This is a genomic window from Pseudomonas fluorescens (genome assembly GCF_900215245.1).
In the GTDB taxonomy this organism is placed as follows: domain Bacteria; phylum Pseudomonadota; class Gammaproteobacteria; order Pseudomonadales; family Pseudomonadaceae; genus Aquipseudomonas; species Aquipseudomonas fluorescens.
Map to the genome: position 1 here is coordinate 5,991,427 of NZ_LT907842.1, position 23,865 is coordinate 6,015,291.

The 23,865-nt window shown below is 61.9% G+C and carries 25 protein-coding genes; 8 read left to right on the top strand and 17 right to left on the bottom strand.

Translation table 11 applies throughout. The annotated features are described in order from the left end of the window. The first annotated feature begins 169 nt into the window (after window positions 1-169). The gene (locus tag CPH89_RS27485) at window positions 170-1,117 is read left to right on the top strand and encodes an AraC family transcriptional regulator (protein WP_053256626.1); all 948 of its coding nucleotides are present in this window, start codon (window positions 170-172) and stop codon (window positions 1,115-1,117) included. Here CPH89_RS27485 and CPH89_RS27490 read toward each other — a convergent pair. After that, window positions 1,099-1,929: an aminoglycoside phosphotransferase family protein gene (locus tag CPH89_RS27490; protein WP_053256627.1), complete on the bottom strand. Its 831-nt coding sequence runs from the start codon at window positions 1,927-1,929 to the stop codon at window positions 1,099-1,101. The genes CPH89_RS27485 and CPH89_RS27490 overlap by 19 nt on opposite strands. Window positions 1,930-2,135: 206 nt before the next feature. On the opposite strand from CPH89_RS27490, the gene CPH89_RS27495 reads away from it, so the two are divergent. Together CPH89_RS27495 and CPH89_RS27500 are read left to right on the top strand one after the other, a co-directional pair. After that, window positions 2,136-3,098, top strand: a complete 963-nt coding sequence (locus CPH89_RS27495) for a nucleoside-specific channel-forming protein Tsx (RefSeq protein ID WP_053256628.1) — start codon at window positions 2,136-2,138, stop codon at window positions 3,096-3,098. Window positions 3,099-3,112: 14 nt separating this feature from the next. Further along, window positions 3,113-4,144, top strand: a complete 1,032-nt coding sequence (locus CPH89_RS27500; RefSeq protein WP_053256629.1) for a purine-nucleoside phosphorylase — start codon at window positions 3,113-3,115, stop codon at window positions 4,142-4,144. 120 nt (window positions 4,145-4,264) lie between these two features. Here the strand turns inward: CPH89_RS27500 and CPH89_RS27505 are convergent, their stop codons facing one another. The 7 genes from CPH89_RS27505 to CPH89_RS27535 form a co-directional block, all read right to left on the bottom strand. Then, window positions 4,265-4,600, bottom strand: a complete 336-nt coding sequence (locus CPH89_RS27505; RefSeq protein WP_053256630.1) for a DUF6124 family protein — start codon at window positions 4,598-4,600, stop codon at window positions 4,265-4,267. A 435-nt stretch (window positions 4,601-5,035) separates the two neighbouring features. After that, the gene (locus CPH89_RS27510; RefSeq protein WP_053256631.1) at window positions 5,036-5,995 is read right to left on the bottom strand and encodes a quinone oxidoreductase family protein; all 960 of its coding nucleotides are present in this window, start codon (window positions 5,993-5,995) and stop codon (window positions 5,036-5,038) included. A 30-nt stretch (window positions 5,996-6,025) separates the two neighbouring features. Further along, window positions 6,026-6,199: a DUF1427 family protein gene (locus CPH89_RS27515; protein ID WP_073637754.1), complete on the bottom strand. Its 174-nt coding sequence runs from the start codon at window positions 6,197-6,199 to the stop codon at window positions 6,026-6,028. A gap of 89 nt (window positions 6,200-6,288) precedes the next feature. After that, window positions 6,289-7,053 (bottom strand): AraC family transcriptional regulator, encoded by a 765-nt coding sequence (locus tag CPH89_RS27520; protein ID WP_053256632.1) that lies wholly within the window; start codon window positions 7,051-7,053, stop codon window positions 6,289-6,291. Between the two features lie 76 nt (window positions 7,054-7,129). Further along, window positions 7,130-7,300 (bottom strand): metallothionein, encoded by a 171-nt coding sequence (locus tag CPH89_RS27525; RefSeq protein ID WP_073637756.1) that lies wholly within the window; start codon window positions 7,298-7,300, stop codon window positions 7,130-7,132. Window positions 7,301-7,389: 89 nt separating this feature from the next. Further along, window positions 7,390-7,845: a DMT family transporter gene (locus CPH89_RS27530; RefSeq protein WP_053256633.1), complete on the bottom strand. Its 456-nt coding sequence runs from the start codon at window positions 7,843-7,845 to the stop codon at window positions 7,390-7,392. 4 nt (window positions 7,846-7,849) lie between these two features. Continuing rightward, window positions 7,850-8,338, bottom strand: a complete 489-nt coding sequence (locus CPH89_RS27535; protein ID WP_053256634.1) for a DMT family transporter — start codon at window positions 8,336-8,338, stop codon at window positions 7,850-7,852. A 117-nt stretch (window positions 8,339-8,455) separates the two neighbouring features. Between CPH89_RS27535 and CPH89_RS27540 the strand changes: the two genes are divergently transcribed. Then, on the top strand, window positions 8,456-9,388 hold the full coding sequence (locus CPH89_RS27540) for a LysR family transcriptional regulator (protein ID WP_053256635.1): 933 nt from the start codon (window positions 8,456-8,458) through the stop codon (window positions 9,386-9,388). A gap of 93 nt (window positions 9,389-9,481) precedes the next feature. Here the strand turns inward: CPH89_RS27540 and CPH89_RS27545 are convergent, their stop codons facing one another. From CPH89_RS27545 to CPH89_RS27555, 3 genes are all read right to left on the bottom strand, one after another. Next, window positions 9,482-10,801, bottom strand: coding sequence for an Nramp family divalent metal transporter (locus tag CPH89_RS27545; RefSeq protein WP_053256636.1), 1,320 nt, complete (start codon window positions 10,799-10,801; stop codon window positions 9,482-9,484). 41 nt (window positions 10,802-10,842) lie between these two features. Further along, window positions 10,843-12,396 carry a DUF726 domain-containing protein gene (locus CPH89_RS27550; protein WP_053256637.1) on the bottom strand — a complete coding sequence of 518 codons (1,554 nt, stop codon included), beginning with the start codon at window positions 12,394-12,396 and terminating at the stop codon, window positions 10,843-10,845. 82 nt (window positions 12,397-12,478) lie between these two features. Further along, window positions 12,479-13,261: an AraC family transcriptional regulator gene (locus tag CPH89_RS27555; RefSeq protein ID WP_053256638.1), complete on the bottom strand. Its 783-nt coding sequence runs from the start codon at window positions 13,259-13,261 to the stop codon at window positions 12,479-12,481. A gap of 99 nt (window positions 13,262-13,360) precedes the next feature. Here CPH89_RS27555 and CPH89_RS27560 point away from each other — a divergent pair, with 99 nt between their 5' ends. The 3 genes from CPH89_RS27560 to CPH89_RS27570 all read left to right on the top strand — a co-directional run bounded on the left by CPH89_RS27560 (window position 13,361) and on the right by CPH89_RS27570 (window position 17,130). Next, the gene (locus CPH89_RS27560; RefSeq protein WP_053256639.1) at window positions 13,361-14,257 is read left to right on the top strand and encodes an EamA family transporter; all 897 of its coding nucleotides are present in this window, start codon (window positions 13,361-13,363) and stop codon (window positions 14,255-14,257) included. 434 nt (window positions 14,258-14,691) lie between these two features. Further along, window positions 14,692-16,500 (top strand): monovalent cation:proton antiporter-2 (CPA2) family protein, encoded by a 1,809-nt coding sequence (locus CPH89_RS27565; protein ID WP_053256640.1) that lies wholly within the window; start codon window positions 14,692-14,694, stop codon window positions 16,498-16,500. Window positions 16,501-16,572: 72 nt separating this feature from the next. Further along, window positions 16,573-17,130 (top strand): DcrB/PsbP domain-containing protein, encoded by a 558-nt coding sequence (locus tag CPH89_RS27570; protein ID WP_053256641.1) that lies wholly within the window; start codon window positions 16,573-16,575, stop codon window positions 17,128-17,130. A gap of 129 nt (window positions 17,131-17,259) precedes the next feature. Here the strand turns inward: CPH89_RS27570 and CPH89_RS27575 are convergent, their stop codons facing one another. Genes CPH89_RS27575 through CPH89_RS27590 form a run of 4 tightly spaced genes read right to left on the bottom strand, consistent with a single transcriptional unit; the run spans window position 17,260 to window position 19,952 of the window. Then, window positions 17,260-17,979, bottom strand: coding sequence for an alpha/beta hydrolase (locus tag CPH89_RS27575; RefSeq protein WP_053256642.1), 720 nt, complete (start codon window positions 17,977-17,979; stop codon window positions 17,260-17,262). Between the two features lie 12 nt (window positions 17,980-17,991). Further along, the gene (cobF, locus tag CPH89_RS27580; RefSeq protein WP_053256643.1) at window positions 17,992-18,747 is read right to left on the bottom strand and encodes a precorrin-6A synthase (deacetylating); all 756 of its coding nucleotides are present in this window, start codon (window positions 18,745-18,747) and stop codon (window positions 17,992-17,994) included. Window positions 18,748-18,792: 45 nt separating this feature from the next. Further along, window positions 18,793-19,347 (bottom strand): histidine phosphatase family protein, encoded by a 555-nt coding sequence (locus CPH89_RS27585; RefSeq protein WP_053256644.1) that lies wholly within the window; start codon window positions 19,345-19,347, stop codon window positions 18,793-18,795. A gap of 53 nt (window positions 19,348-19,400) precedes the next feature. After that, entirely contained in the window at window positions 19,401-19,952 is a 552-nt protein-coding gene (locus CPH89_RS27590; protein ID WP_053256645.1) for a DUF4865 family protein, read from the bottom strand. A 93-nt stretch (window positions 19,953-20,045) separates the two neighbouring features. Between CPH89_RS27590 and CPH89_RS27595 the strand changes: the two genes are divergently transcribed. Continuing rightward, window positions 20,046-20,912 carry a LysR family transcriptional regulator gene (locus CPH89_RS27595; RefSeq protein WP_053256646.1) on the top strand — a complete coding sequence of 289 codons (867 nt, stop codon included), beginning with the start codon at window positions 20,046-20,048 and terminating at the stop codon, window positions 20,910-20,912. A 3-nt stretch (window positions 20,913-20,915) separates the two neighbouring features. Here the strand turns inward: CPH89_RS27595 and CPH89_RS27600 are convergent, their stop codons facing one another. After that, window positions 20,916-22,283 carry an MFS transporter gene (locus tag CPH89_RS27600; protein ID WP_053256647.1) on the bottom strand — a complete coding sequence of 456 codons (1,368 nt, stop codon included), beginning with the start codon at window positions 22,281-22,283 and terminating at the stop codon, window positions 20,916-20,918. A gap of 43 nt (window positions 22,284-22,326) precedes the next feature. After that, window positions 22,327-23,862 (bottom strand): class I adenylate-forming enzyme family protein, encoded by a 1,536-nt coding sequence (locus CPH89_RS27605; RefSeq protein ID WP_053256648.1) that lies wholly within the window; start codon window positions 23,860-23,862, stop codon window positions 22,327-22,329. Window positions 23,863-23,865: the final 3 nt, after the last annotated feature.

Sequence of the window (23,865 nt, forward strand, 5' to 3'; positions counted from 1 at the left end):
AGCAGCTCGCTCAAGCCCTCACAAACGCATGGCGAATGCCTGGCTGGTACTTTTTTAACCCCGCCCACAGGCGCAAAAAAGTATCAGTGCCAGGCGAAACCGGGGGTAGCGTATTGCTCGCGAGTGCGCGTATTTTGGGGGCGACTCAACCACTAAAAGAGGCATCGCCATGCCCGTCAGTCGCGCCGAGCTGTTCGAGCACCGCCCCGCCGAACTGGAAGTCATCCTGCCCGAGCCGGACCACTGCTTTCGCTGGTTCGAACATGACTACCCGTATGACCTGGCACGCTGGAACCACCACCCTGAATTCGAAATCCACCTGATCCGCCGAGGCAGCGGCAAATTGGTGGCGGGCGACTATATCGGTGCGTTCAGTGCCGGGCATGTTGCGCTGATCGGTCCAGACCTGCCCCATGACTGGATCGGTGACCTGGCGCCCGGCGAATACCTGACCGGCCGCGACGTGGTGCTGCAGTTCGACGGCGCCGCCCTCCTCGCCCTGCGCAAGACCCTGCCGGAACTCGGCGACCTGCAGCCGCTGTTCGAACAGGCCCGGCGCGGCCTGCAGTTCAGCGGTGACACGGCCGTGCAGGCGGCAGGCTTGATGGAAAACATCGGCAACGCCCACGGCCTGCAACGGTTGATCCTGTTCCTGCAACTGCTCGACACCCTGAAAACCGCCCCGCCACCACAGGTGCAGGCCCTGGCCAGCCCCTGCTATGCCCCCACTCTCGACGCACGCAGCGCCGAGCGCATCAATAAAGCCTTCGACTACCTGATGCGCGAGCTGACCGGCGACTTGCGCCTGTCGGTCATCGCGCGACAGCTGGAGATGAGCGAGCCGGGCTTCTCACGCTTCTTCAAGCGCAACACCGGCCACGGTTTTATCGACCTGATGCGCAAATTCCGCGTGCAACGCGCCTGCCGGCTGCTGCTGCAAAGCGAGATGTCGGTGGCGGCTATCTGTTTCGAAGTGGGCTACGCCAACCTGTCCAACTTCAACCGGCACTTTCGGATCGAAATGAACCAGACACCGAGTGAGTATCGGCGCGAAACCGCGATGCATCTGTTCAACCGCACCGCCGATCAGCCATTGCCCTACACCCTCGGCCATTGAGCCAACGCCCGTTGCGCCAGGCGCGCGACTTCAAGGTCAATGGCTGCGCGCTGGCGCTCTCCATCCTCAAGGAACCACGCTGCGGACAGACCTGCATGGGCCACGACCCATTGCAGCAGGCGCGGGCGTGCGAGGTTGGCCGCCTGGGCAATCACCGCGACCTGCCGATTGAACCGCACCGGATCGTGGCAGGTCGGCAAATCCGGGTTGCAGAGCAGGTTGGCGTAATCGTAACCACGCTCGCCGATGACCCGCTTTGGGTCAATCGCCAGCCAACCCCGAGCACCGAAGTCGAGAATGTTGTCGTGATGGATATCACCGTGCAGCACCACCACGTCCTGTGGCGCCGCCACGTCCTGTGGCGCCGCCAGCAGTGCATGCGCCATCGCTGCGCAGTCGCGCAACACGCCGCCTGTGTCCTCAGCGGCCGTCCACAATGACTGAAACCAGGTGTGCAGGGGCAGTAACCCTTGCGGTGGCGATGGCCGTGGCGCATGCAGCCGGGCCACCGTGGCGCAGGCAATCCGGCTGGCTTGATCATCCTGCCCATTGAGGGCCATGCGCATCAGGGAACCCGGGCCGGTGGCCCGCTCCATCAACAACGCCACGTCGTCATGGGCATACACCTGGGCGGCACCCTCGCCCGACCACCAGCTCATCAACTGCCCGCCGAGCTGCTCTTCTGAAGTGTGAGCAATTTTCAACATCGCCGGCTGGCCTTGCCAGCGCACGGGCAACAGGTGACTGCCGGGCGTCACGACGGGGACGCCATCAACCTTCAGGTTCCAGGATTGCAAATAGCGCTCGAACATGTGAGTGGATCCTCGTAGTGGCCTGCAAAAATGACACCCAGTCATTTTTGATCAAAAGGTCGACTAATTCCGATTTTTTTCATTTTATTCAAGCCATTGAGCAAAGTTGGTACAGCCTGTGCAAACGTTTGCGGAACGAACTTGGCTGCCAAGTTCACCGTTACCCGAGGTATCGGGTTCAAACCGCGTACGAATAGGGACTTTCAATGCACCCCACCTCAAGGCGTCCTGCTTCCTTTGGTGTTTCCTTGCTACTGGCTGCCGTTACGGGAGTACTCAGCGCCCCCATTTTGGCGCAGGAAAAACTTGCTGATGATTCAGCACAGGGCGAAACCCTCAGCCCTGAGACCAAGCGCCCCGACGTCAGCCCCACGAAAAAAGGCGTTTATCTGTCGGAATGGTTTAACCAGGACCTGACTCTGATCGGCAGCAAAGACATCAGCTTCGGCCCCAAGCCGCAGGATGACGTTTATCTGGAATACGAATACTTCGGCCGCAAAGGCCCGTTCGAATTGTACGGCTATATCGACGTGCCGAAGATTCTCGGTATCGGTAACAGTAATGACAAAGGCGCGTGGGACCATGGCTCGCCGGTATTCATGGAGCACGAGCCGCGCATCTCCATCGACTACTTGGCCGGCCGCAGCCTGGCCATCGGTCCGTTCAAGGAATGGTATGTAGCGTTTGACTGGATCTACGACCATGGCAGCAATAAATCCAACCGCGCCAACACCCTGTACAGCGGCCTCGGCACCGACATCGACACGCACTCGCGGGTCAACCTGTCGGCCAACTTCTATGGGCGCTATCAGTGGGAAAACTATGGCGCGAGCAATGAATATTCGTGGGACGGCTACCGTGCACAAATGAAGTACATCGTGCCTATCAGCAGTTTCGATAACGGTGCGTCGCTGACCTATATCGGCTTCACCAACTACGATTTCGGCTCGGACCTGCACAAGGACAACCCGGCGCGCACCGCCAACTCGTTGGTGGCGACTAACGTGCTGCTGTATTCGTTTACCCACCTGCGCTTTACCCTGGTCGGCCGTTACTTTCACAACGGCGGCAACTGGGAGGACGGCAGCGAGCTGAACTTCGGCGAAGGCAACTTCCGCGCCCGCTCCGATGGCTGGGGCTACTACGCCGGTGTCGGCTACCAATTCTGATAAAGGAGCATTAGATGAAAGCGTTTACCCGTCTCTCGCTGGCCGTTGGCCTGGCCCTGCTGCCTCACGTGGTGCTGGCGGATGCCCCCGCGCCGATCAAACCCAAAGTGATGCTGATCACCATGTTCGCCCCCGAGGCGCAAACCTGGATCGACCGCCTGGCGCTCAAGCAGGAAGTCCGCGTGCCGGGCCTGTCGGCTGAATACCCGGTGATTCGCTGCAACACCCAGGATGTATGCCTGCTGGTGACCGGCATGGGCCAGACCAACGCCGCCGCGTCGACCCTGGCCTTGGCCTTGTCGCCCAAGTTCGACCTGCGCCAGAGCTATTTCCTGATCGCCGGGATTGCCGGTATCAGTCCCAAACACGGCACCATCGGCACGGCTGCCTGGGCCCATTACCTGGTGGAATTCGGCACCCAATGGGAGCTGGACTCGCGGGATGCGCCCAAGGATTGGCCAACCGGTTACATCGGCATCAACACCAAAAGCCCCAACGAAAAACCGCCGCTGGACTACAAGACCGAAGTGTTTGAGCTGAACCCCAAACTACAAGCCAGGGCGTATGACTTGTCGCACAAGGTTGAGCTGACGGAAAGCAAGGAATCCAGCGCCTGGCGCAAACACTACCCGGCCGCCCCTGCCAACCAGCCGCCGCAAGTCACCCGCTGTGACACGCTGGCAGGCAACACCTGGTTCTCGGGCACACGCCTGAGCGAGCGCGCCGAGGTCTGGACCAAATTGCTCACCGACAACAAAGGCGAGTACTGCACCACCCAGCAGGAAGACAACTCCACCTACGAAGCCTTGCTGCGCGCCAGCCGTGAAGGCCTGGTGGATATCCAGCGTTTGGCCGTGGTGCGTGCAGGTTCCGATTTCGACCGGCCGTACCCTGGCTACAGCGAAGTCGATAACCTGCTCAAATACGCCGACCAGGGTGGGTTCGTACCGGCGCTGGAGAACCTCTACCGCACGGGTAACCCGCTGGTACAGGCGATTCTGAAGAACTGGTCAGCCTGGGAAAAAGGCGTTCCCGACGCCCAGTAGAGATCAAACTGTGGGAGCGGGCTTGCTCGCGAATGCGGTGTTTCAGTCAACCTTTCTGTGACTGACCTACCGCTTTCGCGAGCAAGCCCGCTCCCACATTTTTTGACCGCGCTAAAATCGTTAGGCGGTCGGATGGGCCACGTTCAGTGCCTTATCGACCAACAACTGCACGCCCTCCAGCATTCGGCAGATACCCAGCGCGACATTGCGTTGAGCCCCGTCGATTTCAAACGCCAGGTGGTTGGCGATCTCACTGATGGACGCCAAATCCTGGGAAGCATTCACCAGCAAGGTTTCCGTGCCCAGCTCGGCGCGCACGGTGAAGAGCCCGTCGGTGGGTTCGGGGATGGGCTTGCCGGGGTTGAGGTAATGGTTGATCGCGCGGTAGGCCACGTCGTGCAAGGTGCTGGTATCGAAGTCTTGCTGGCCTGGGGGGTTTGGGCTGTCTTTAATCATGGTGGAACTCCTGGTAGTGGAGCCGCCATCACTCGCGGTCAAACAAAGTGGGGTGGCAGCTGAACGCGGGTTGACCGACCGGAACCAGGGATCCGGCATACCCGAAGGTATCCCGCGCACAGCTGCCGCGACACGATACATCAAGCGTAGAAAAAACGCCTGATGTAGGTCTTGGGTGCTGTAGCGCACTGGTTTAGTCGGACGGTCAAATCCGATCGCTGAATTGGCAGCGACGGCAGCGAGGTTAGTCAGCGCCCTTCCGAACGACAACCTGAAACCTGTGTGGGAAAGGTCCGAGCCAAGCTCGTTCCCGAAGCTTAGTGAAGATTAAACTGTGGGAGCGGGCTTGCCCGCGATGAGGGCCTGTCAGTCCGAGAGGTGTTGGCTGACACACCGCTATCGCAGGCAAGCCCGCTCCCAGATTTTTTAACCGCATTAAGGCAGGAAGATGATCTTGTCAGCACTGCCCTGGTTCACTTCTTCATAGCACTGCACCCCGTCCGCCAGCGCCACTTCGCGCAACCCGGTCGGCAGTGGCAGCAGCCCTTCATCGAAGAAGCGCCCGAACTGTTCCAGCATCTCCGCGCACTGCTCACAGTTGTAGAGCAACGAATTGATACCCACCACCGAGCCGCCCTTGCGATACAAGGCCAGCGCCGGCAGTTGCACATGGCCGTCGACCGGTGCGGCGATGATTGCGATGCGCCCGAATGGAGCCAACCCTGCGACAGCGGCCGGCAGCCAGAAGCCGGTCGTGTCGAAGATCACATCGGCGCCGCCCTTGAACACCGCGTTCACCTGCGCACCCAGCGCGTCCGGCTGGCCCAGTGCAATTGCGTCAAACCCTTGCGCCTGCAACGCCTCAATCTGGTCGGGTTTACGCACCGCCGCCAACACCTGGGCACCCCGAATTTTGCCCAGGGCCAGCGCTGCACTGCCCACGGCACCATTGGCACCGATCACTAACAAACGCGTGCCCTTCGCGACACCGCTACGCGCCAGGGCATCCCAGGCGGTGGTGTAGGGCACGCCAAGGCTGGCGGCCTGAGCAAAACTCAGGTGCGTTGGCTTGTGCGCCACGCCTTTGGCTGACACGGTGAGGTATTGGGCGTGGGAGCCATCGGCGAAAAACCCGAGGTCACGGCCGGTGCCCCACACCTCCTGCCCCACCAACGCTGGCGGGCCTTGCACCACCACACCGGCGAAGTCTCGCCCGGGAATCCGCGGCAGCGTGGTGTAGGGAAAGCGGCCGAGCACGTTTTTAACATCGCTGGGGTTCAAGCCCGCAGCCTTGATCTGTACCAGCACTTCACCGGCGGCCGGTGCCGGCGTGGCGACCTCGACGACACGCAGGGCAGCGAGGTCGCCAGTGGCGGAAAATTGCAGCGCTTTCATGGCTAATATCCATCGAAGGGAAAAGAATACTCAGGACAACCAACCACTGACCAACTGCCGCCCCATGGGCCAGAGCTGCTCACCGAGCAACATGCCCATCAGGCCGACCAGCGCAATCGCGGGCGGCGCGGGCGAGCGGAAGTCCAGCGCACCGTAGAGCACGCCGACAAACAGGCCAATGGCAAGGGAAATCAGGTAATTCATGGAGGTGGCGCCTGGTGGGTTGATGGGCTCAGTGTAGTGAGCCCATCAACCAAGCATCGGCCAAGTGCTTCTGGATTTCGGCCAACCCTTCAACCGCGGTAGTGCGATGGCGCCACGCCGAGTTCGCGCCGGAACATGTCACTGAAGCTGCTGGGCGAATAGCCTAAAGAGCGGGCAATGCCGCTGACCGACTGGCCCTGGATCAGCGCCGCCACCGCCGTGGCCAATTGCACCTGACGGCGCCACTCGGCAAAGCCCATGCCGAGGTTATGCTGGAACAGCCGCGCCAGCGTGCGCACGCTGGCACCGGCCGTCTCGGCGTGTTGCTCAAAGGGAATATCCAGGGAAGGCGCCGCCATCACCGCCTGGCAGGCGCTGGTCAAGCGGCGGTCCGCTGCCACCGGCATGGCAATGCGGATTTGCGAGCGGCGCGCACGTTGCAGTTCCAACAGGGCCAGGCCGACCACGGCGTCGTAGTACGCCGAATCGCCGGTATCGCCATGATCGACCAACGTGACAATCAGTTCGCGCAGCAGCCCGCCCACTTCAATCACCTGCACCTGGCTGTCCAGCGTTGCCGCCAATGCCGGGCGCAGGTAGATATTGCGCATCTGTAAATCAGAAACCACGCGAATCCCGTGCTCCACCCCCGGCGGCAGCCACACCGCGCGTTGCGGCGGCACGACCAAGGCTTCGCGCGGCGTTTCGACCCACATCACACCGCTCATGGCGTACAGCAACTGGCCCCAGTCATGGCGATGGGGTTCAACATACAACCCACGCGGGTAGGTACGCGCCAAGGGTTGCACGGGGACGGCATGATCACTGAGGTCGGGAGGTGCGGCCAGGGCCATGAGAGCGCATCGGACAAGGGTGAACGGCCATGGTAATGACCGTCACCCGATAATCCGAGCGGATTTTCAGGGTTTTTTAGCCGTGGGCCGACTTGGCACACTCGCAACCCGTCGACGAAGCACACGGCTCGCCATGCGCATGGTGCTCGGCGCAGCCCTGGCAGCAGTAGCCCTTACCGTCTTTCATCACCGCCTCTTTGCCCAGTACGCATTTGCAATGTGGGCAAGCACAGGTTTGATCAGCCATGGTCAGACTCCTTTTTTATGGTCGTCCAGGTGCGGCGGGCGCTGCACCTTAAGCAGTGACTCTCGGCAAGACGCCAAGGTTCAGCGCCGTTAATCGGCCTGACGGGTATTGCTGCGGTACATGAACACCAGCGCCAGGGCCAGACAGAGCATCGCCACGATGCGACTGCCCGAGAGTTCGATGGCGGGGTTGCCGAGCCAGCCGAAGTTGTCGATCAGCATGCCCATGCCCAATTGCCCGACGATCACCGCCACCGTTGCCACTGCCGTGCCGACGATGGGCACCGCGCCGACCATGACCATCATGTACACCACGCCGAACAGCGCGCCGGTCAGTTGCCATTTCGGCACATCCAACAGGCTGACAGCCTGCGCGGGCTCGAAGAAAAAAATCAACAGCGCGGTGCTGAGGGCTCCGACTGCAAAGGTCAGCAAGCTGCTACGCAACACGCCCACCGTCTGCCCCAGGCGACCATTGATCGCCGCCTGCACACTCAACACCGCACCGGCGGCAATCACCAGTACCAATAACAGAATCAGATTCATCGCCTTACCCTCGAGCAATCAAAACAAGTGCCGCCACGATCAACGCCAGGGCAATCCAGCGCTCGCCATTGACCCGCTTGCGTGCCGTGCCAAACCAGCCGAAATGGTCGATCAACACGCTCTTGCCCACCTGCCCCGACAGGATCGCGATCATCGTCATGGCGATACCGATATGCGGGGTGGCGAGTGTCAGCACCACCACGTACATCGGCCCGAGGAACCCGCCGATCAACTGCCAGCGGGGCAAATCGGTGAGGGCCGGGCCCTTTTGTGGGCCGCTGAACAGCAGCAGCAAGAACAGGATGGCGGTGCCGACGCCAAAGATGCTCAACGTCGCCCACAAATGCCCGACCTGCACACCCAATGGGCCGAGCAAACCGGCCTCCACCGACAAGCCCATGCCCGCCAGAATCACCAACGGCAACAACAGCAACCGTAGAAGGTTGTTTTTCGGCCTGGCCTGCGCCACGCCCTCGATCGAACTTGCCTGCATAGATCACCTGCACAACTGGAAAGGAAACATGGCGCGCATTATCCGGTCGCCGCGCTGTGCGATAAATGGGATCATGCGGATAACACCTTTGCGAAATACGCACAACTCGGAGGCACGATGCAGGGTTTGAATGAGTTGAGTTTCAAAGCGTTGCGGCTGTTCGTGGCCGTGCTGGACCACGGCAGCTTCTCCGAAGTAGCGCGCCGCGAGAGCCTGGCGCCCTCCTCCATCTCGCGGCAGATCCAGCTGATGGAACAGGCCCTCGGCCAACAGTTGCTCTACCGCCATACTCGTGCGGTCAGCCCCACGGAGGCCGGGCGCCTGCTCGGGCATCACGCCCGGGTGATGCTGGAACAACTGGAAACGGCCGGCCAGGCCCTGCAGGAACAGGAAAGCGAACCCAGCGGCCTGGTGCGGATCAATGCGCCGATGGTGTTCGGCCAGCGTCACCTTTCACCCTGGCTGGGCGAGTTGTGCCGGCGCTACCCGAAGTTGCAACTGGATATCCAGCAAACCGACACCTTCGTCGACCCGCTGCAAGATGGCACCGACCTGCTGTTTCGCATCGGCGTGCTGAACGACTCAGGCATGCAGGCGCGCATCTTCGCGCCCCAGCGCTTTCGTATCGCCGCGAGCCCCGCTTACCTGGCACGCCATGGCACACCGCGCCATCCCGATGAACTGGTCCATCACCAGTGCCTGGCCTACAAAGGCATCACCGGCCAGCAACGCTGGTTCTTCCGTCGCGACCAGGGCGACTGGACGCCGTACAGCGTCAAAGGCCCCATCACCGGCAACCACGCCGATACCCTCACCCACGCGGCAGAGCAAGGCCTTGGGCTGGTGGTGTTTCCGTCCTGGTTGATTGGCGAAGGGTTGCGCGCCGGCACCTTGCAGGCGGTGCTGACGGAGTACGAAGTGGCGACCACGCTGGAACCGCAGCAGATTGCCGCGTTGTGGCCGGGCAGTCGGCGGCTGTCGTTGAAGGTGCGCACGGTGATTGATTATTTTGTGGCGTGTTTCGGCACGGTGCCCTACTGGGATCGGTGAGCGCGCTGCGTTTACGGGTTGCTGCTGCGCCGGCCTGTTCTGCTCTGGAGTGGCGGTGCGGGTTTGGGTCGCCGCGCAGCACGCACGTTGGGATCAAAACAACCACTGCCCAATCAGCCACGCATTCGCGCCACTGATCAGCGCGAACAGAAACCACGCCAGCAACCGCGTCGGCAGTCGGTTTACGAATGGCCCCATCAGGTGTTTGTCGTCGGTCATGCGGATCAGTGGATAGAGCGCAAACGGCAACTGCAGGCTCAGCACCACCTGGCTGAGAATCAGCAGCTTGCCGATGGCATCGTCGCCCATCAACCACACCCCGAGAAACGCCGGTATCAGCGCAAGCCCGCGGGTTATCAGACGGCGCTGCCAGCACGGAATGCGCAGGTTGAGGTAACCCTCCATGATCACTTGCCCGGCAATCGTGCCGGTAAAGGTCGAACTCTGCCCCGAAGCCAGCAAGGCGATGCCGAACAGGATGCTGGCGAACGCACCACCCACCAGCGGATCAAGCAGGTGGTAGGCGTCCTGGATTTCGACCACATCGGTGTGACCGGTCTTGTAGAACGCCGCCGCTGCCAACACCAGGATCGCAGCGTTGACCAGCAACGCCAGGGCCAGGGAGCCGATGGTGTCGATACGCGCCAGCTTGACCGCGTCCTGCTTGCTGGCGAGGTCTTTGCCGATCAGGCGAGTCTGCACAATCGAGGTGTGCAGGTAGAGGTTATGCGGCATCACCGTGGCGCCGAGAATGCCGATGGCCAGGTACAACGGCGCCGCATCGCTGATCGCCGACAATGACGGGGTGAAGCCACTGAGTACGTCCGGCCAATACGGTTTGATCAGCACCAACTCGATAAAGAAGCACACGCCAATGGTCGCCACCAGCGCCAGCATGATCGCTTCAAGGCGGCGGAAGCCTCGGTTCTGCAGGGCCAGGATCAAGAGCGTGTCAAAGGCGGTGATCACGATGCCGGTGGTCAGTGACACGCCGAGCAGCAAGTGAAATGCCAGGGCGCAACCGAGCACTTCGGCGAGGTCGGTGGCGATGATGGAGATTTCCGCCAGCACCCACTGCGTGCGCGAGGCGCGCTGGCTGTAGCGCTCGCGGCACAGTTGCGCCAGGTCTTTGCCGGTGGCGATGCCCAGGCGCGAGCACAGGCATTGCACCGCCATCCCGGCCAGGCTGGCCAGCAGCACCACAAATAACAGGCTGTAGCCGTAACGTGAACCGGCTTCGATGGCCGTGGCCCAGTTGCCCGGGTCCATGTAGCCGATGGAGATCAGCAGGCCGGGGCCGGCGAACATCAGCGCCCGTTTGAAAAACGACGCCGTGGGGTCAACGACAACGGAGCCGGCCACTTCCGGCGGACAGAACGGGGCGGTAGCGATTTTCGGCAGGCTGAATTTCACGCGGTATCCCAGGCAAACACACAAGTCAGAACCGCAGCTTATCAGTCCGACGCGACCGTGCGCATCACCGTTTCCCGGGGCAAATCAAACGCTTCGACGACTTGCACCACCAGGTCCATCTCCTGGTTCAGCGCTTCGCGCTCCATGCGCTGGCGAATCACACCAATCACCAGTACCGCCAAGGTGGTGATCGAAAAAGCCGGGCCGGAAAACGCCCGCACGCCCGTCACCAGCAACATTGCCGCCGCCAGCGCCTGGCCCACCACCGGAATCGCCGTGGCCGCGCCGCGGCGCAGGATAAACCCGGTCAACCCCGCCAACGCCGTGCCGCTCAGCGCGGTGGTGGCCGAGCGGCCAATGTCGATTCGATTGAACAACCCCTGCTCTTTTTGCGCGGCGGCCTTGAGCTCGGCGTCGAAGGCCTGCCGGTCGGCGCTGCTGAGTTTGTGCGTGTACTGCTCGATCAGTTTTTCCGCGACCTGCGCCTCGATGTCTGCCAGCGCCACGGTTTCAAGCGGCGCGTCAAACTTGATTGCGAGCTTTTGCGCGACATCTTCGGCGATCTGCCGATAACTCACGCCATGGCCACGGGCGAGGTTCATGAAGCTGTCACCGCCCATACGCTGCAACTCGATGGCCAGCTTCAGCGGCTCGCGCACGCTGGCATCAATCGAGGCACTGCGCTTTTGCGCCATCAATTCGGCGAGAAACTTCAGCTCTTCCGGACGCGCCTGCATCAGTGCAGGGAACAGGTGCGCGTCTTCCTCGGCAAAACGCACTTCACTGCTGCGCAGATCAGAGCGAATCAGGCCGCGCCGCTCCTGCAACAGGTCGGTGTACTGCACCACCGTCTTCAATTGCGGCCAATAGGCGGCATGGTCAAAGGTGGCCAGGTGCACATTGGTGACCTTGGCCTTGAGCGCCGGCGTGACATCAATCGCATAACGGCCAATGCAGCGCTCGGTATCCGGCTTGATGGCCAGTGCCCAGTCCTTGCTGGAGTGGCAATTGATCACGCGCCCCTTGAGCGGCGCCGACACGTCATCCCACGGGCTGGACGTACAGATCGCGCCGCCCATCAGCAGCAAGTTATTCAACGGCAGTTCGCGGGCGATCTCGGGGCTGGCCAGCAAACTTTTAACCAGGATACGTGCGCCGAGGGAATGGCCGATCAGGTTGATGCGCCTGACGGGCAGCGATTCGGCGTGCAGGTAACTGGCCAACTCCGGCAATAACGTCTTGGCCACTTCATCGACACGCGCCTCGACGCTTTTGTAATGATCAAGAAAGTACGCAATCGCCTTGCCCACGCCCACCGTCGCCGCGCCCAGGCCGCCACCGCCGAGCATCGAGGTGATCACATCCTTGACGGGCGCGAACAGGTTTTCCAGAAAATGCCCCGCCGGCCAGAACAGCATCAGGTTGGTCGAGCCTTCGATACCTGCCAGTTGTGCCTTGAAATTGCCCAGTTGCTGGCGGTTGAAAAAGGCCGAGTAACCGTGAACATAGAGATTGAGCACATCCCCCTGAGGCTCGCCGCACAGTAAGAACGTGGGCTTGCGGGTGCGGTGCATTTCATCCCACTGGTGTTGCATGGGCCGGTGACTCCTGGTGACGAGGGACAGCGATAGTAACAAAGCATGATTACAAACACGGTGAATCCTGACCGACGTGGGCTCAGAACAATGACCCGGCCCTGGATTTGGCCAGGTAGCGCGCCGGGGAATCCCCCAGGTTGCGCCGAAACACCGAGGTAAAGGCGCTGGAACTGCTGAACCCCAATTCGAACGCCACTTGCGTGATCGATGCACCATGACTGAGCCGTGCGGTGGCCTCCAGCAAACAGACCTGCTGGCGCCAGGCCACAAATGTCATGCCGGTGCTGTCCTGAAAATGGCGGGTGAAGGTCCGTCGACTCATGCTCGCCCACGTGGCCATCTCGTCGAGGGAAACGGTTTGCGTAGGCGCGTCCAGAAAGCGCTGGCAAGCACCGGCCAGGCGCGGCTCAGCGGGCAGCGGCGCACTGAGGGGCAATGCACGCATGCTGCCTATCTCATCGATCAGCAGCGTCAACACGCAGTGCCGCCGGGTATCAGACGCTGCCGATGGGCCAATAGCCAACGCCGCTTCCAATAGATGCCGGAGCAGTGGCGACACCTCGACGACCTGGCAACGCTCGCGCAGCCCGGCCCGCTCGGCCGCCTGGGCATCGAGGTAGGTATTCAACATGACCACGTCGCCACGCATGTGCATTTCGTGGGCAATGCCACCCGGCACCCAGATCGCCCGCTGTGGCGGTACCACCCAATTGCCTAGGTCGGTGAACATTTTCAGCGTGCCGGTGGAGGCGTAGGCGAACTGCCCGCGCGGGTGGGTATGCCGCTCGAACACGGTGCCGGACGGGTACTCACGCAGGGTGACCAGCGCTTCGGGGGCATTATCGTCAAAGGTCGGAATCATGGCCCGATATTGTCAAAAGATGACCTGACATAGCAAGCGGGCCAACCCTGCGCGCCCTACCCTGGATGCCTTTAAAGCAGCGTGCTCAAAGGAATTCCCATGCAAAAGAAACATCTGGCACTGGCCCTGCTCGTCACCCTGGTCTGGGGGCTGAACTTTCCCATTACCAAGCTGGGCCTGCGTGCCATCGACCCGTTCGTGCTGACAGGCATGCGCTTTGCCCTCGCCGCCTTGCCGCTGGTGTTGTTCATCCAGCGCCCCGGCGTCAAGTTCCGCTATGTGGCCGCCTACGGCATTATTTTCGGGTTGGGCATGTGGGGCGTGATCAACTATGGCATTCAGGCTGGCGTGAGCCCGGGAATCGCCTCGTTGCTGATTCAGTGCAGCGTGTTTTTTACGCTGGGCTGGGGCTACCTGTTGTTCAAGGAAAAAATCCGCCGCGCACAATGGCTCGGCGCCGTCATGGCATTGATCGGGCTGGCGGGCATCATCTCTGCCCAAGAAGGCGAGCATGCGGTAGTTGGGGTTGTGTTGATCGTGTTCAGTGCGTTGGCCTGGAGTGTCGGCAACGTCATCATCAAGGCATCGGGCGTGAAGGAAATTTTCTCGTTCATGGTCTGGGCCAGCCTGTTTCCACCAATCCCACTGTGGCTGATGGCCTGGTGGATGCACGGCAACGCGGCGTTCGACGGCCTGCCGACCCGCCTCGACCTGACCGCCGTGTGGTCCCTGCTGTTTCAGGTTTACCTGGCCACGCACTTCGCCTATTGGGGCTGGAATACGCTGCTCAAGGCATACCCCGTGTCAACTGTGGCGCCGCTGTCGTTATTGATCCCGGTGTTCGGGATCACCAGTTCAATGCTGATACTCGGCGAGCGCATTTCCCCAGCCAATGGGCTTTTCATCAGCATCATTATCATCGGCCTGGCGGTCGGGCTTTACCGCAAACCGGTGGTGCATGACGCCGCAAAAAAAACCGCCCTTTCGGGCGGTTAAGGGTGCTCGGCTTTGATCAGAAACCGAGGGAGAAACTGCTCGTCATCGCATGGTCCTTATCGTTTTGCTTTCGATGTCATGCCAGCTGTAGGCCACGCCCCTACGCGCCACGGTTGCATCCGAGGTAAGCAGCGCATTCTGCGCAGCAGCACCACCGACAGCGGTGCCGCTGTCCAACGCTGCCGCAATTGACTCACACGCATTGAGTGCGAAATACCTGACCACGGTGACAACTGATCTGGTTTTTCGAAACGGTAGTCGAACCTCAGCGAAGTCATTGAATTAAATGGTATTAATACTTTCGTAAACGCCGTGTAAGAATGGGATCACAGCCAGCAGCCATTGCCTTTCGCATCAAAAATACAAGTTTATAATTGTAAAAAAGCGCTCTAATAGCCCCCTGTTGATTCGTTTTAAAGATTCTGGAGTTCGCAATGCCCCATGAAGGCAACCTGTTACAAGCAGCCGTGGTGTTCCTGCTCGCCGCCGTGCTGACGGTGCCCCTGGCCAAGCGCCTGCAACTGGGCGCGGTGCTGGGCTATCTGTTTGCCGGCGTGATCATCGGCCCGTCGGTCTTGGGCCTGGTGGGCAACCCGCAAAGCGTGGCGCAGTTCTCTGAGTTGGGCGTGGTGTTGCTGCTGTTTATTATCGGCCTGGAGCTGTCGCCAAAGCGCTTATGGGTGATGCGCAAGGCAGTATTCGGTGTCGGCTTGGCCCAGGTGTTGCTGACAGGTTTGGTGATGGGCGCGGTGGCGCTGTGGCTGTTTGGCCAAACCTGGAACAGCGCGATTGTGCTGGGCCTGGGCCTGGCGTTGTCCTCCACTGCCTTTGGCCTGCAAAGCCTGGCCGAGCGCAAGGAACTGAACCAGCCGCATGGGCGTCTGGCCTTTGCGATTCTGCTGTTCCAGGACATCGCCGCGATCCCGCTGATTGCGATGGTGCCGCTGCTGGCCGGCAGCGACCACCCGACCACCGAAGCCCAAGGCCTGCAACACGTCTTGCAGATCCTCGGCAGCATCGCCGTGGTGATCATCGGCGGGCGCTACCTGTTGCGCCCGGTGTTTCGCATCGTCGCCAAGACCGGCCTGCGCGAAGTGTCCACCGCCACCGCGTTGCTGGTGGTGATCGGCACCGCCTGGCTGATGGAGCTGGTGGGCGTATCCATGGCCCTCGGTGCATTCCTCGCCGGGCTGCTGCTGGCGGATTCGGAGTACCGTCACGAACTCGAATCCCAGATCGAGCCGTTCAAGGGCCTGCTGCTCGGGCTGTTTTTTATCAGTGTGGGCATGGGCGCCAACCTCAGTCTGCTGCTCAGCTCGCCGCTGGTGGTCATCGGCCTGACCCTGCTGTTGATCGGTTTGAAATTGCCGCTGCTGTACGCGGTCGGCCGCCTGGTAGGCGACCTGAATCGCGAAAGCGCGCTGCGCCTGGGCGTGGTGCTGGCGGCAGGCGGTGAATTCGCCTTCGTGGTGTTCAAGATCGGCCGCGACCAGGGCTTGTTCGAGCCGCATCTTTACGATGTGCTGGTGCTGACCATTACCCTGTCCATGGCCGTGACCCCGCTGCTGTTATTGATTTGCCCGAAGCTGTTCAAGTCCAAGGCCAAACCCGTGGAAGTGCCCGATGAATACCGCGCCATCGAAAGCGATGCGCCGCGCGTAGTGATTGCCGGCATGGGCCGTATGGGCCAGATCGTGGCGCGGATTCTGCGCGCGCAGAACATCTCGTTCATCGCCCTCGACACTTCGGTCGAAACCATCGAACTGACCCGCAGTTTCGGCGGCATGCCGGTGTTTTATGGTGACCCGCAGCGCCCGGAAATCCTGCACGCCGCCAAGGTCGATCAGGCAGAGTTCGTGGTGATCGCCATGGACGACCCGGAGATCAATATCAAGACCGCCGAATTGGTGCGCACGCTCTACCCGCACATGAACATCATCGCCCGCGCACGTAACCGCCAGCACGTGCACCGCCTGGTGGACCTGGACGCCTCACCCGTACGCGAAACGTTCTACTCCAGCCTGGAAATGAGCCGCCGTACCCTGGTCGGCCTCGGCTTGAGCCAGGCCCAGGCCGATGCGCGTATCACCCGCTTCAAAAATCACGACCTGCAGTTACTCGCCGCCCAACACGCGGTGTATGACGACGCAGCCAAAGTGATGCAGTCCGCCCAGGAAGCCCGTACGGAACTGGCGCGGCTGTTTGAGATGGACCGCCTCGAAGAAGAGTCCGACAAGGTGTGAGGCTACGGATGAACGATCTTGCGAATTTTCTGACAGAATACGCCGCAATTTCGTTCATCTCTGGAGCGCTTCATGGCCACTTTCACCAAGACCGCCGTCCTGCTGGCCCTTGCGCTTTGCGCCGGTAGCGTGTTCGCCGCCAACAAGCCCGCCGCCACACAGACCATCTCGACGCTGGGCGGCAAGTTCACCTTTAACCTGCCCAAGGCCTACACCGCCGACACGCTGCCAACCGGCAAGGCCGAGGACGGCACCGCCGACACCCAAGGCACGCTGTACGCCAACTCGGCGACTAAAAGCGTGGTGATCGTCGCCGAAACCGTACGTAACGACGGGGCAACCATCAAAGACAATGACCCGCAGTTCCTCGACGGCGCCGTGGCTGGCTTCGTCGAGGACCAGAGCGCTGCCCTGCCCGACTTCAAGAAGCAAAACGAGAAAAAACTGACCTTCAAAGGCCTGGGCCTGCGCCAGGTGGACAGCACCGCCACCCAGGGCGGCGGCAAGACCTTGAACTCCACGTTCCTGGGCGGTTCCGGCAAGCACTTGCTGGTGATCCAGGCTATTTCGCGGGCGGATGATGTGAAGGGGCATGCCGAACTGGTGAAGCAGATTACCGGCGGCAAGTAAGCCTCATCCCTGACAACACAAATCAAATCTGGGAGCGGGCTTGCTCGCGAATACAGTGGATCCGTTAACGATGAGTTGACTGACACAGCGCATTCGCGAGCAAGCCCGCTCGCACATTTTTGATCGCGCTTACTTCAAGGTTTTCTCTAGCCACGCCTTCAGGTCCTGCACTTCTGCCGCACTCACGGTATGCGGCATTCCCGGATACCCGTGGAACTCCGGCTTCAACCCCAGGCCCACCAACACCTCGTTCGCGCGCGTCGCCGACCCATACGGCAGCGCCTGGTCCAGCGTGCCATGGCCAATGAAGATCGCCAACTTGCCCAGCGATTCGTTGGGCTTGAGCTCAGCCTTGAGCACCGGCAAGACACTGCCGCTCAAGGCCGCGATCCCGCGCACCAACGCGGGCTGACGCAAGCCGACTTCGTAAGACATGATCGCGCCCTGGCTGAACCCCACCAGGAACACCCGATCGCTTTGCGTGTGGTATTTGGCCGTGGCCTTGCCGACAAAGTCTTCGATCAGCGTCGCGCTGCGTTGCAAGTCGGCGGTCTCGCCGTTGTACTCGGCGTCACCCGAGGTCTTGGTAAACCAGCGATAGCCGTTCGGGTCCACCGGCATCGGCGCACGCGCCGACAGGTACGTCCAGGTGGAGGGCAGCGCGTCCTTGATGCCGAACAGGTCTTGCTCGTTGCTGCCGAACCCGTGCAGGAAAATCACCAACGGTTGGTTGCGTGAATCGCTCTGCGTCTGTTCCAGGTAAGCCAACGGCAAGTCGGTGTGCAGCGTGGCGTCGGCATGGGCGACACCGGCCATCAGGGTCAGCGCCAGGGCAAACAGCTTGAACATGGGGAAGTTTCCTCAGGGTTTGCGCAACAGATAAGTGTCCATGATCCAACCATTTTCCAGGCGTGCGGCCTTGCGCACCCGTTCGATTTCTTCCGCCACGTCACTGACTTTGCCGCTGATCAGGATTTCATCCGGTGTGCCCAGGTAGGCGCCCCAGTAGATATCCAGGTCTTGATCAGCCACGGTACGGTAGGAATCTTCGGCATCGAGCATCACCACCAAGGTGTCCGCATCACTCGCCTGCCCCGCCGCCAACCGGCGCCCGGTGGTGATCTCGATGGAGCGGCCAATGCGGTTCAGTGGCACCTTGTGCTGGGCCGCCAGGGCCTGCACGCTGGTGATGCCGGGTATCACTTCGAACTCGAACGCACAGCGGCCACTGGCGAGAATCGCCTGCAGGATACGGATGGTGCTGTCGTACAACGCAGGGTCGCCCCAGGCCAGGAAGGCGCCGACTTCGCCATCCGCCATGTGCTCGTTGATCATGCGCTCGAAGGTGTGCTGCTTGTCGCGGTTGAGGTCCTGCACGGCGGTGGTGTAGTCGATGTCGCCGCGCACCCGCTCGGGGCAATCGGCCTCGACGAAGCGGTAGCCGGGCTCGGTGATGTAGGTCGCGCAGATCTCGCGGCGCAGGTCGATCAGCTTGTCTTTGCTCTGGCCCTTGTCCATCAGGAAAAACACGTCGGTGCGGTTCAGCGCCTTCACGGCCTGCATCGTGATGTAGTCAGGGTTGCCGGCGCCAATGCCGATGATCAGGATGCGTTTCATGGGTTGCTCTCATTGCGGGGCGTGGATTTTGCCATGTTCGCCGGGTCAGGCGTGAGTTTCCAGGCGCAGGCGCCAGACAGTATTGAAGCGCAGCTCGGTGGCGGACAGTGGCTCAATGTCGATCCGGTAGAACATCGACACCGGGAACTGCATGACATAGAGCAAGGCGGCGCGAATCACCAACGGGTGGGTGATGGCCAACACATGACCGGGTTGGGTTTCGAGGGATTGCAGCCACTGCCCGACCCGCGCGCAAACCTGCTCCACCGACTCGCCGCCGTGGGGCGTGCTGGTGCTGTCGGTGGCCCAGGCCATCAACGCAGCGCTGTCCAACTGGTTGATCGCCTGGCCTTTCCAGGCGCCCAAATCAGCATCGCGCAAGGCATCTTCGACGTGTGCGTCAGCGCCGAACAGCTCGGCCGTCTGGCGGGTCCTGGCCTCAGGCCCGCACACCAGGCGCAGGTTTTTCTGGTAGCGCCCGGCCAGGGACAACGCTGCGTTTTGCCAATCCATGCTCACAGACTCGTCATCGGCAAACCGCCCCAGCTTTTGCGACGCCGTAGCGGCATGGCAGATCAGTGTCAAACGCGTGGCTGGCACCGCAGATCGCTCCGGTAACGAGTTAGAAGCCTGCAAGACTGGCGCAGTTGACGCTATCGCGCAACGCCTTGCGCCAGATAGAGCACCTGGTAACCCGTGCCCGGGTGGTCCATCTGCAGCGGCTTGGCCGACAGTGTGATCCGCACCAGGCGCCACGCCTGCACATCCAGCGCCAGGAAGACCGCGAATGTCTCCGGGCTGTCAGCCAACTGCTGGTTACGTTGTTTTTCCTCGGCCAATATCCCGGCTCGATCCGCCCCTGGCGCCAACGACCATTGCTCGCGGTACAAACTCAACGCGTGCCGGGCGGGCCCTTGCTGCACGTCCAGCGGCAACCAACTTTCGATGTGCGGGCGGCCAAAGCTGTCGAGCACCTTCTGGAAACCCTCGCCCAACAAGAAATCGGCGGCCTTCAAGGGGTCTGCCCACAGGTACACGGACGCATAGACATTGCCCGTCGCTAGCCCGCGCTCCTGGGCAATAAATGCCTTGAACAGCAGCCCTTCGGCGCGATCCCACAACGGCCCCAATTGCTCAGCGCGGCGGCGGATAACAGCCATGTCGTAATCGGCAGGCAGGCGGTGGGAATACTGTTTGGCAAACATGGCGAAGCTCCTGTGCAAGATGAGCGTTGAGCTTGCGCAGCGGCAATGATTTCAACAAGATATCAGCAGATATATGTGCGATAAGGATTTGATATGACTGATGCGCTCAAACCCCTGGACATCGACACCGTGCAGGCCTTCGTCCGGGTCGCCGACTTCGCCAGTTTCACCCGTGCCGCCGAGGCCCTCGACACGTCCCAGGCGGCCATCAGCCTCAAGCTCAAGCGCCTGGAAGAACGCCTCGGTTATCGACTGCTGGAGCGCACGCCCCGCCATGTAAGGCTGTCGCCCCAGGGCGAGCAGTTCATCGTGGCCGCCCGCGCCCTGCTCAACGCCCATGAACGCGCGTTGGGCGACATGGGCGCCCAGCCCTCGCGGCGCCTGGTAATCGGCATCAGCGACCACGTGGCCGGGCCCGACTTGCCCACCTGGCTCGGCCGCCTCGCCGCGTACGACCCGTTGCTGGTCCTCGAAATCCGCATCGCCTCCTCCCGCGACCTGGTGGCCGCGTTCGACCGCAGCGAGTTGGACGCGGTGATCGTGCGCAACGAAGGCGACCGCCAGGACGGCGAAGTGTTGGCCGTGGAGCGCTTTGGCTGGTTCGCCGCGCCGACCTGGCAACACACCCCCGGCCGGCCCTTGCGCCTGGCAACCATGGCGCCGCCGTGTGGGGTTCGGCATCTGGCGGTCAGGGCGTTGGATGAGGCCCATATCGACTGGACTGAAGTGTTTGTCGGCGGTGGTGTGATGGCGGTGGGTGCGGCGGTGAGCGCCGGGTTGGGTGTTGCCGCCCTCGCCCACCGTGTGGCCCCGGCCGGGGCGGTGGACGTGAGCGAGCAATACGGTTTGCCCGCATTGCCCGTCAGTGAAGTGGTGCTGTACAGCCGCATCAGTGACCTGCGGTCCCGCGAAACAGTGCGCACGTTGAGCGCAACGTTTCGCGGCGTGTTGCCGCGCTGACGTTTACGCCACCGGGGCTTCTGCACTCACCGTGGCGGCAGCAGCTCGGGCCTGTAACTGTGTGGCGCCCACCGGCGGCACGACCGGGCTGCCGCTGGCGACAAAATCCGCTTTGCGCAGCGCCACCAGGGCAATCAGCGACACCACACCGGTGGCCACGTAGAAATACCACGGCGAGGTGATATCGCCCGTCACCTTGATCAGCCAGGTGGAGATCAGCGGCGCACTGCCGCCAAACACGGCGACCGGCACGTTGTACGCCACCGCAATGCCGGTGGAGCGGATGCGGGTCGGCAGCAGTTCGCTCATCAGCGCATAGGTCGACGAGGCATACAGCCCGAACAGAATCGCCACCGCCATCAACGGTGCGAAGAACGACGCGGCCGTTGCGGTCGGCGCCGACTTGAACAGCCAGAACATCGCCAACGTGGCCAACGTGCCAATCACCATCAGGAACGGCTTGCGCCCGTATTTATCGGTAAACGCGCCGCCGAACGGCATCACGAAGGCCGCCGAAAAACTCGCGACGAAGACGTAGAGCAACGTGGTACCGCTGTCGAACTTGAGGATCTTGGCCATGTAGGTCGACGCGAAGGTCAGCACCAGGTAAAAGATCGAGCTGTGCAAGGTGATGATAAAGAACACCAGGGCAATCGCCCGCTTCCATTGCCAGACCTCACGCAGCGGTGCGCGGGAGGTCTGGCCGGCACGTTGCAGGGCGAGAAACTCGGGGCTGTCTTCCAGCTTGAGGCGGATGTACATGGAGATAAAGCCCAACGGTGCGGCGATCAGGAACGGCACGCGCCAGGCCCATTCTTGCATCACGTCGGCGCCGAGGATCCAGGTCATGCCATTGGCCACGGCGCCGCCCAGCAGCAGGCCGAGCACGGCGGTGACCATCAACCAGCAGGTCGCAAACCCGCGTCGACCCGGCCCGGCGTATTCGGAGATAAAACTGGTGACGGTGCCGATTTCACCGCCCGCCGAAAAGCCCTGCACGCAGCGCACCAGGATCAGCAGGATCGGCGCCGCAATGCCCAGCGTCGCGTAGGTCGGCAACACGCCGAGCATCACCGTCGAGCCGGTCATCATCACCAGCGCCATGATCAGGGTTTTGCGGCGGCCGATCTTGTCCGCCAGCGGGCCGAAGAACAGCCCACCCAACGGCCGGATAAAAAAGCTCAGGGCGAATGCGGCAAAGCTGGCAAGCAGGCTGGTGGTGGGATCATCGGAGACGAAAAACGCCTGGCCGATGTACACGGCGAGAAAGCCGTAGACGCCGTAGTCGTACCACTCGATCAAGTGGCCGGAGGTGGCACCGAGAAATGCACGGCGCCGCTTGCGGACCGTGTCTTGCGCTTGATTGCCCATCGAAGGGACTCCTTGTCTGATGATCTGTCCATGAATAGCGGGTCTAGGGAAGCGCGGCGATACTCGCTGCTTTCAACCACTGCCGCAAGTCGGTCTTGAGGATCTTGCCGTAGCTGTTTTTCGGCAACTCGTCGCGGAACACGTATTTCTTCGGCTTCTTGAACGAGGCCATGCGTTCGACAAACCACGCCGTGAGCCCGGCTTCGTCCAGTGCCTGCCCGTTGCGCGGGACCACAAAAGCCACCACCGACTCTCCCCATTGCGCATCCGGCTCACCGACCACACACACCTCGAATACCTCGGGATGCTGCGCCAGCACTTCCTCGACTTCGCGCGGGTACACGTTGCTGCCGCCGCTGATGATCACGTCCTTGGAGCGGTCTGTCAGGGTCAGGTAGCCGGCCGGGTCGAGAAAGCCGATATCGCCGGTCATCAGCCAGCCATCGATCAGGGTCTGGCGCGTGGCTTCAGGGTTGCGCCAGTAGCCTTGCATCACCGTGGCACCGCGCACGGCAATCTCACCGCGCTGCCCCGTCGGCAGCGGTTGGTGCTGCGCGTCGAGAATGCGAATTTCGACACAGGCGTGCGCTTGCCCGACCGAGGCGGCCAGGCTTGACCAATCCTCGCGTTGACGGTCGGCGATCAGCGCACGGGGCAACACGCTGATGGTCATCGGGCTTTCGCCCTGGCCGTAGATTTGCACCAGGCGCGGGCCAAACGTATCGACGGCCGCGCACAGGTCAGCCAGGTACATCGGGCCGCCGCCGTAGACGAGGGTCTTGATGCCTTCGCCGCGATAACCCTGGCGCTGCGCCTGTTCGACCATGCGCTTGACCATGGTCGGCGCGGCAAACAGCGATACATCGCCCAGCTCGACGGCCAGGCCGAACAGCTCGGCGGCATCAAAACCGTGGGACGCAGGCACCACATGCCGCGCGCCACAGCGCACATGAATAAAATTGTAGAGCCCCGCGCCATGGGACATTGGCGCGGCATACACCACCGCGTCAGCGCCGCTCACCGGGTCGACATCCGTGGCGTAACACAGCGACATAGCGACCAGATTGCCGTGCGTCAGCATCACCCCCTTGGAACGCCCGGTGGTGCCGGAGGTGTAGAACAGCCAGGCAAGGTCCTGATCCTGACGTGCCGCCGGCTGCTCCAGCGTCGGCCAGCCGCGGGTCGGCGGCAGCGTGTGGCCGTCCAATTCCTTACAGCGCTGAGGCAAGTCGCGCGATGAGGAAAAGACCCGGCCGCCGTCGGTAAAGATCAGCCGCGCCTGGGCGTCATCCGCGATCCAGGCCGCTTCGCTCGGATGCAGCTTGGCGTTGATCGGCACGACCACTGCGCCCACCCACCAGATGGCGTAGAGCAACTCCAGGTAGTCACAGCTGTTTTTCATCAGCACCGCGACGGCATCACCCGTCGTCACGCCGTGCTGGTCCACCAGGTACGCGGCGCGTTGACGAACATGGGCCGCAAAGGTGGCGTAATCGGCGATTTGCCGGGTGCCTTCGAACAGCGCCGGGCGCTGCGGCTCACGGCGCTGGGTGTCGTGCAGCCAGTTGGCAATGTTCATGGC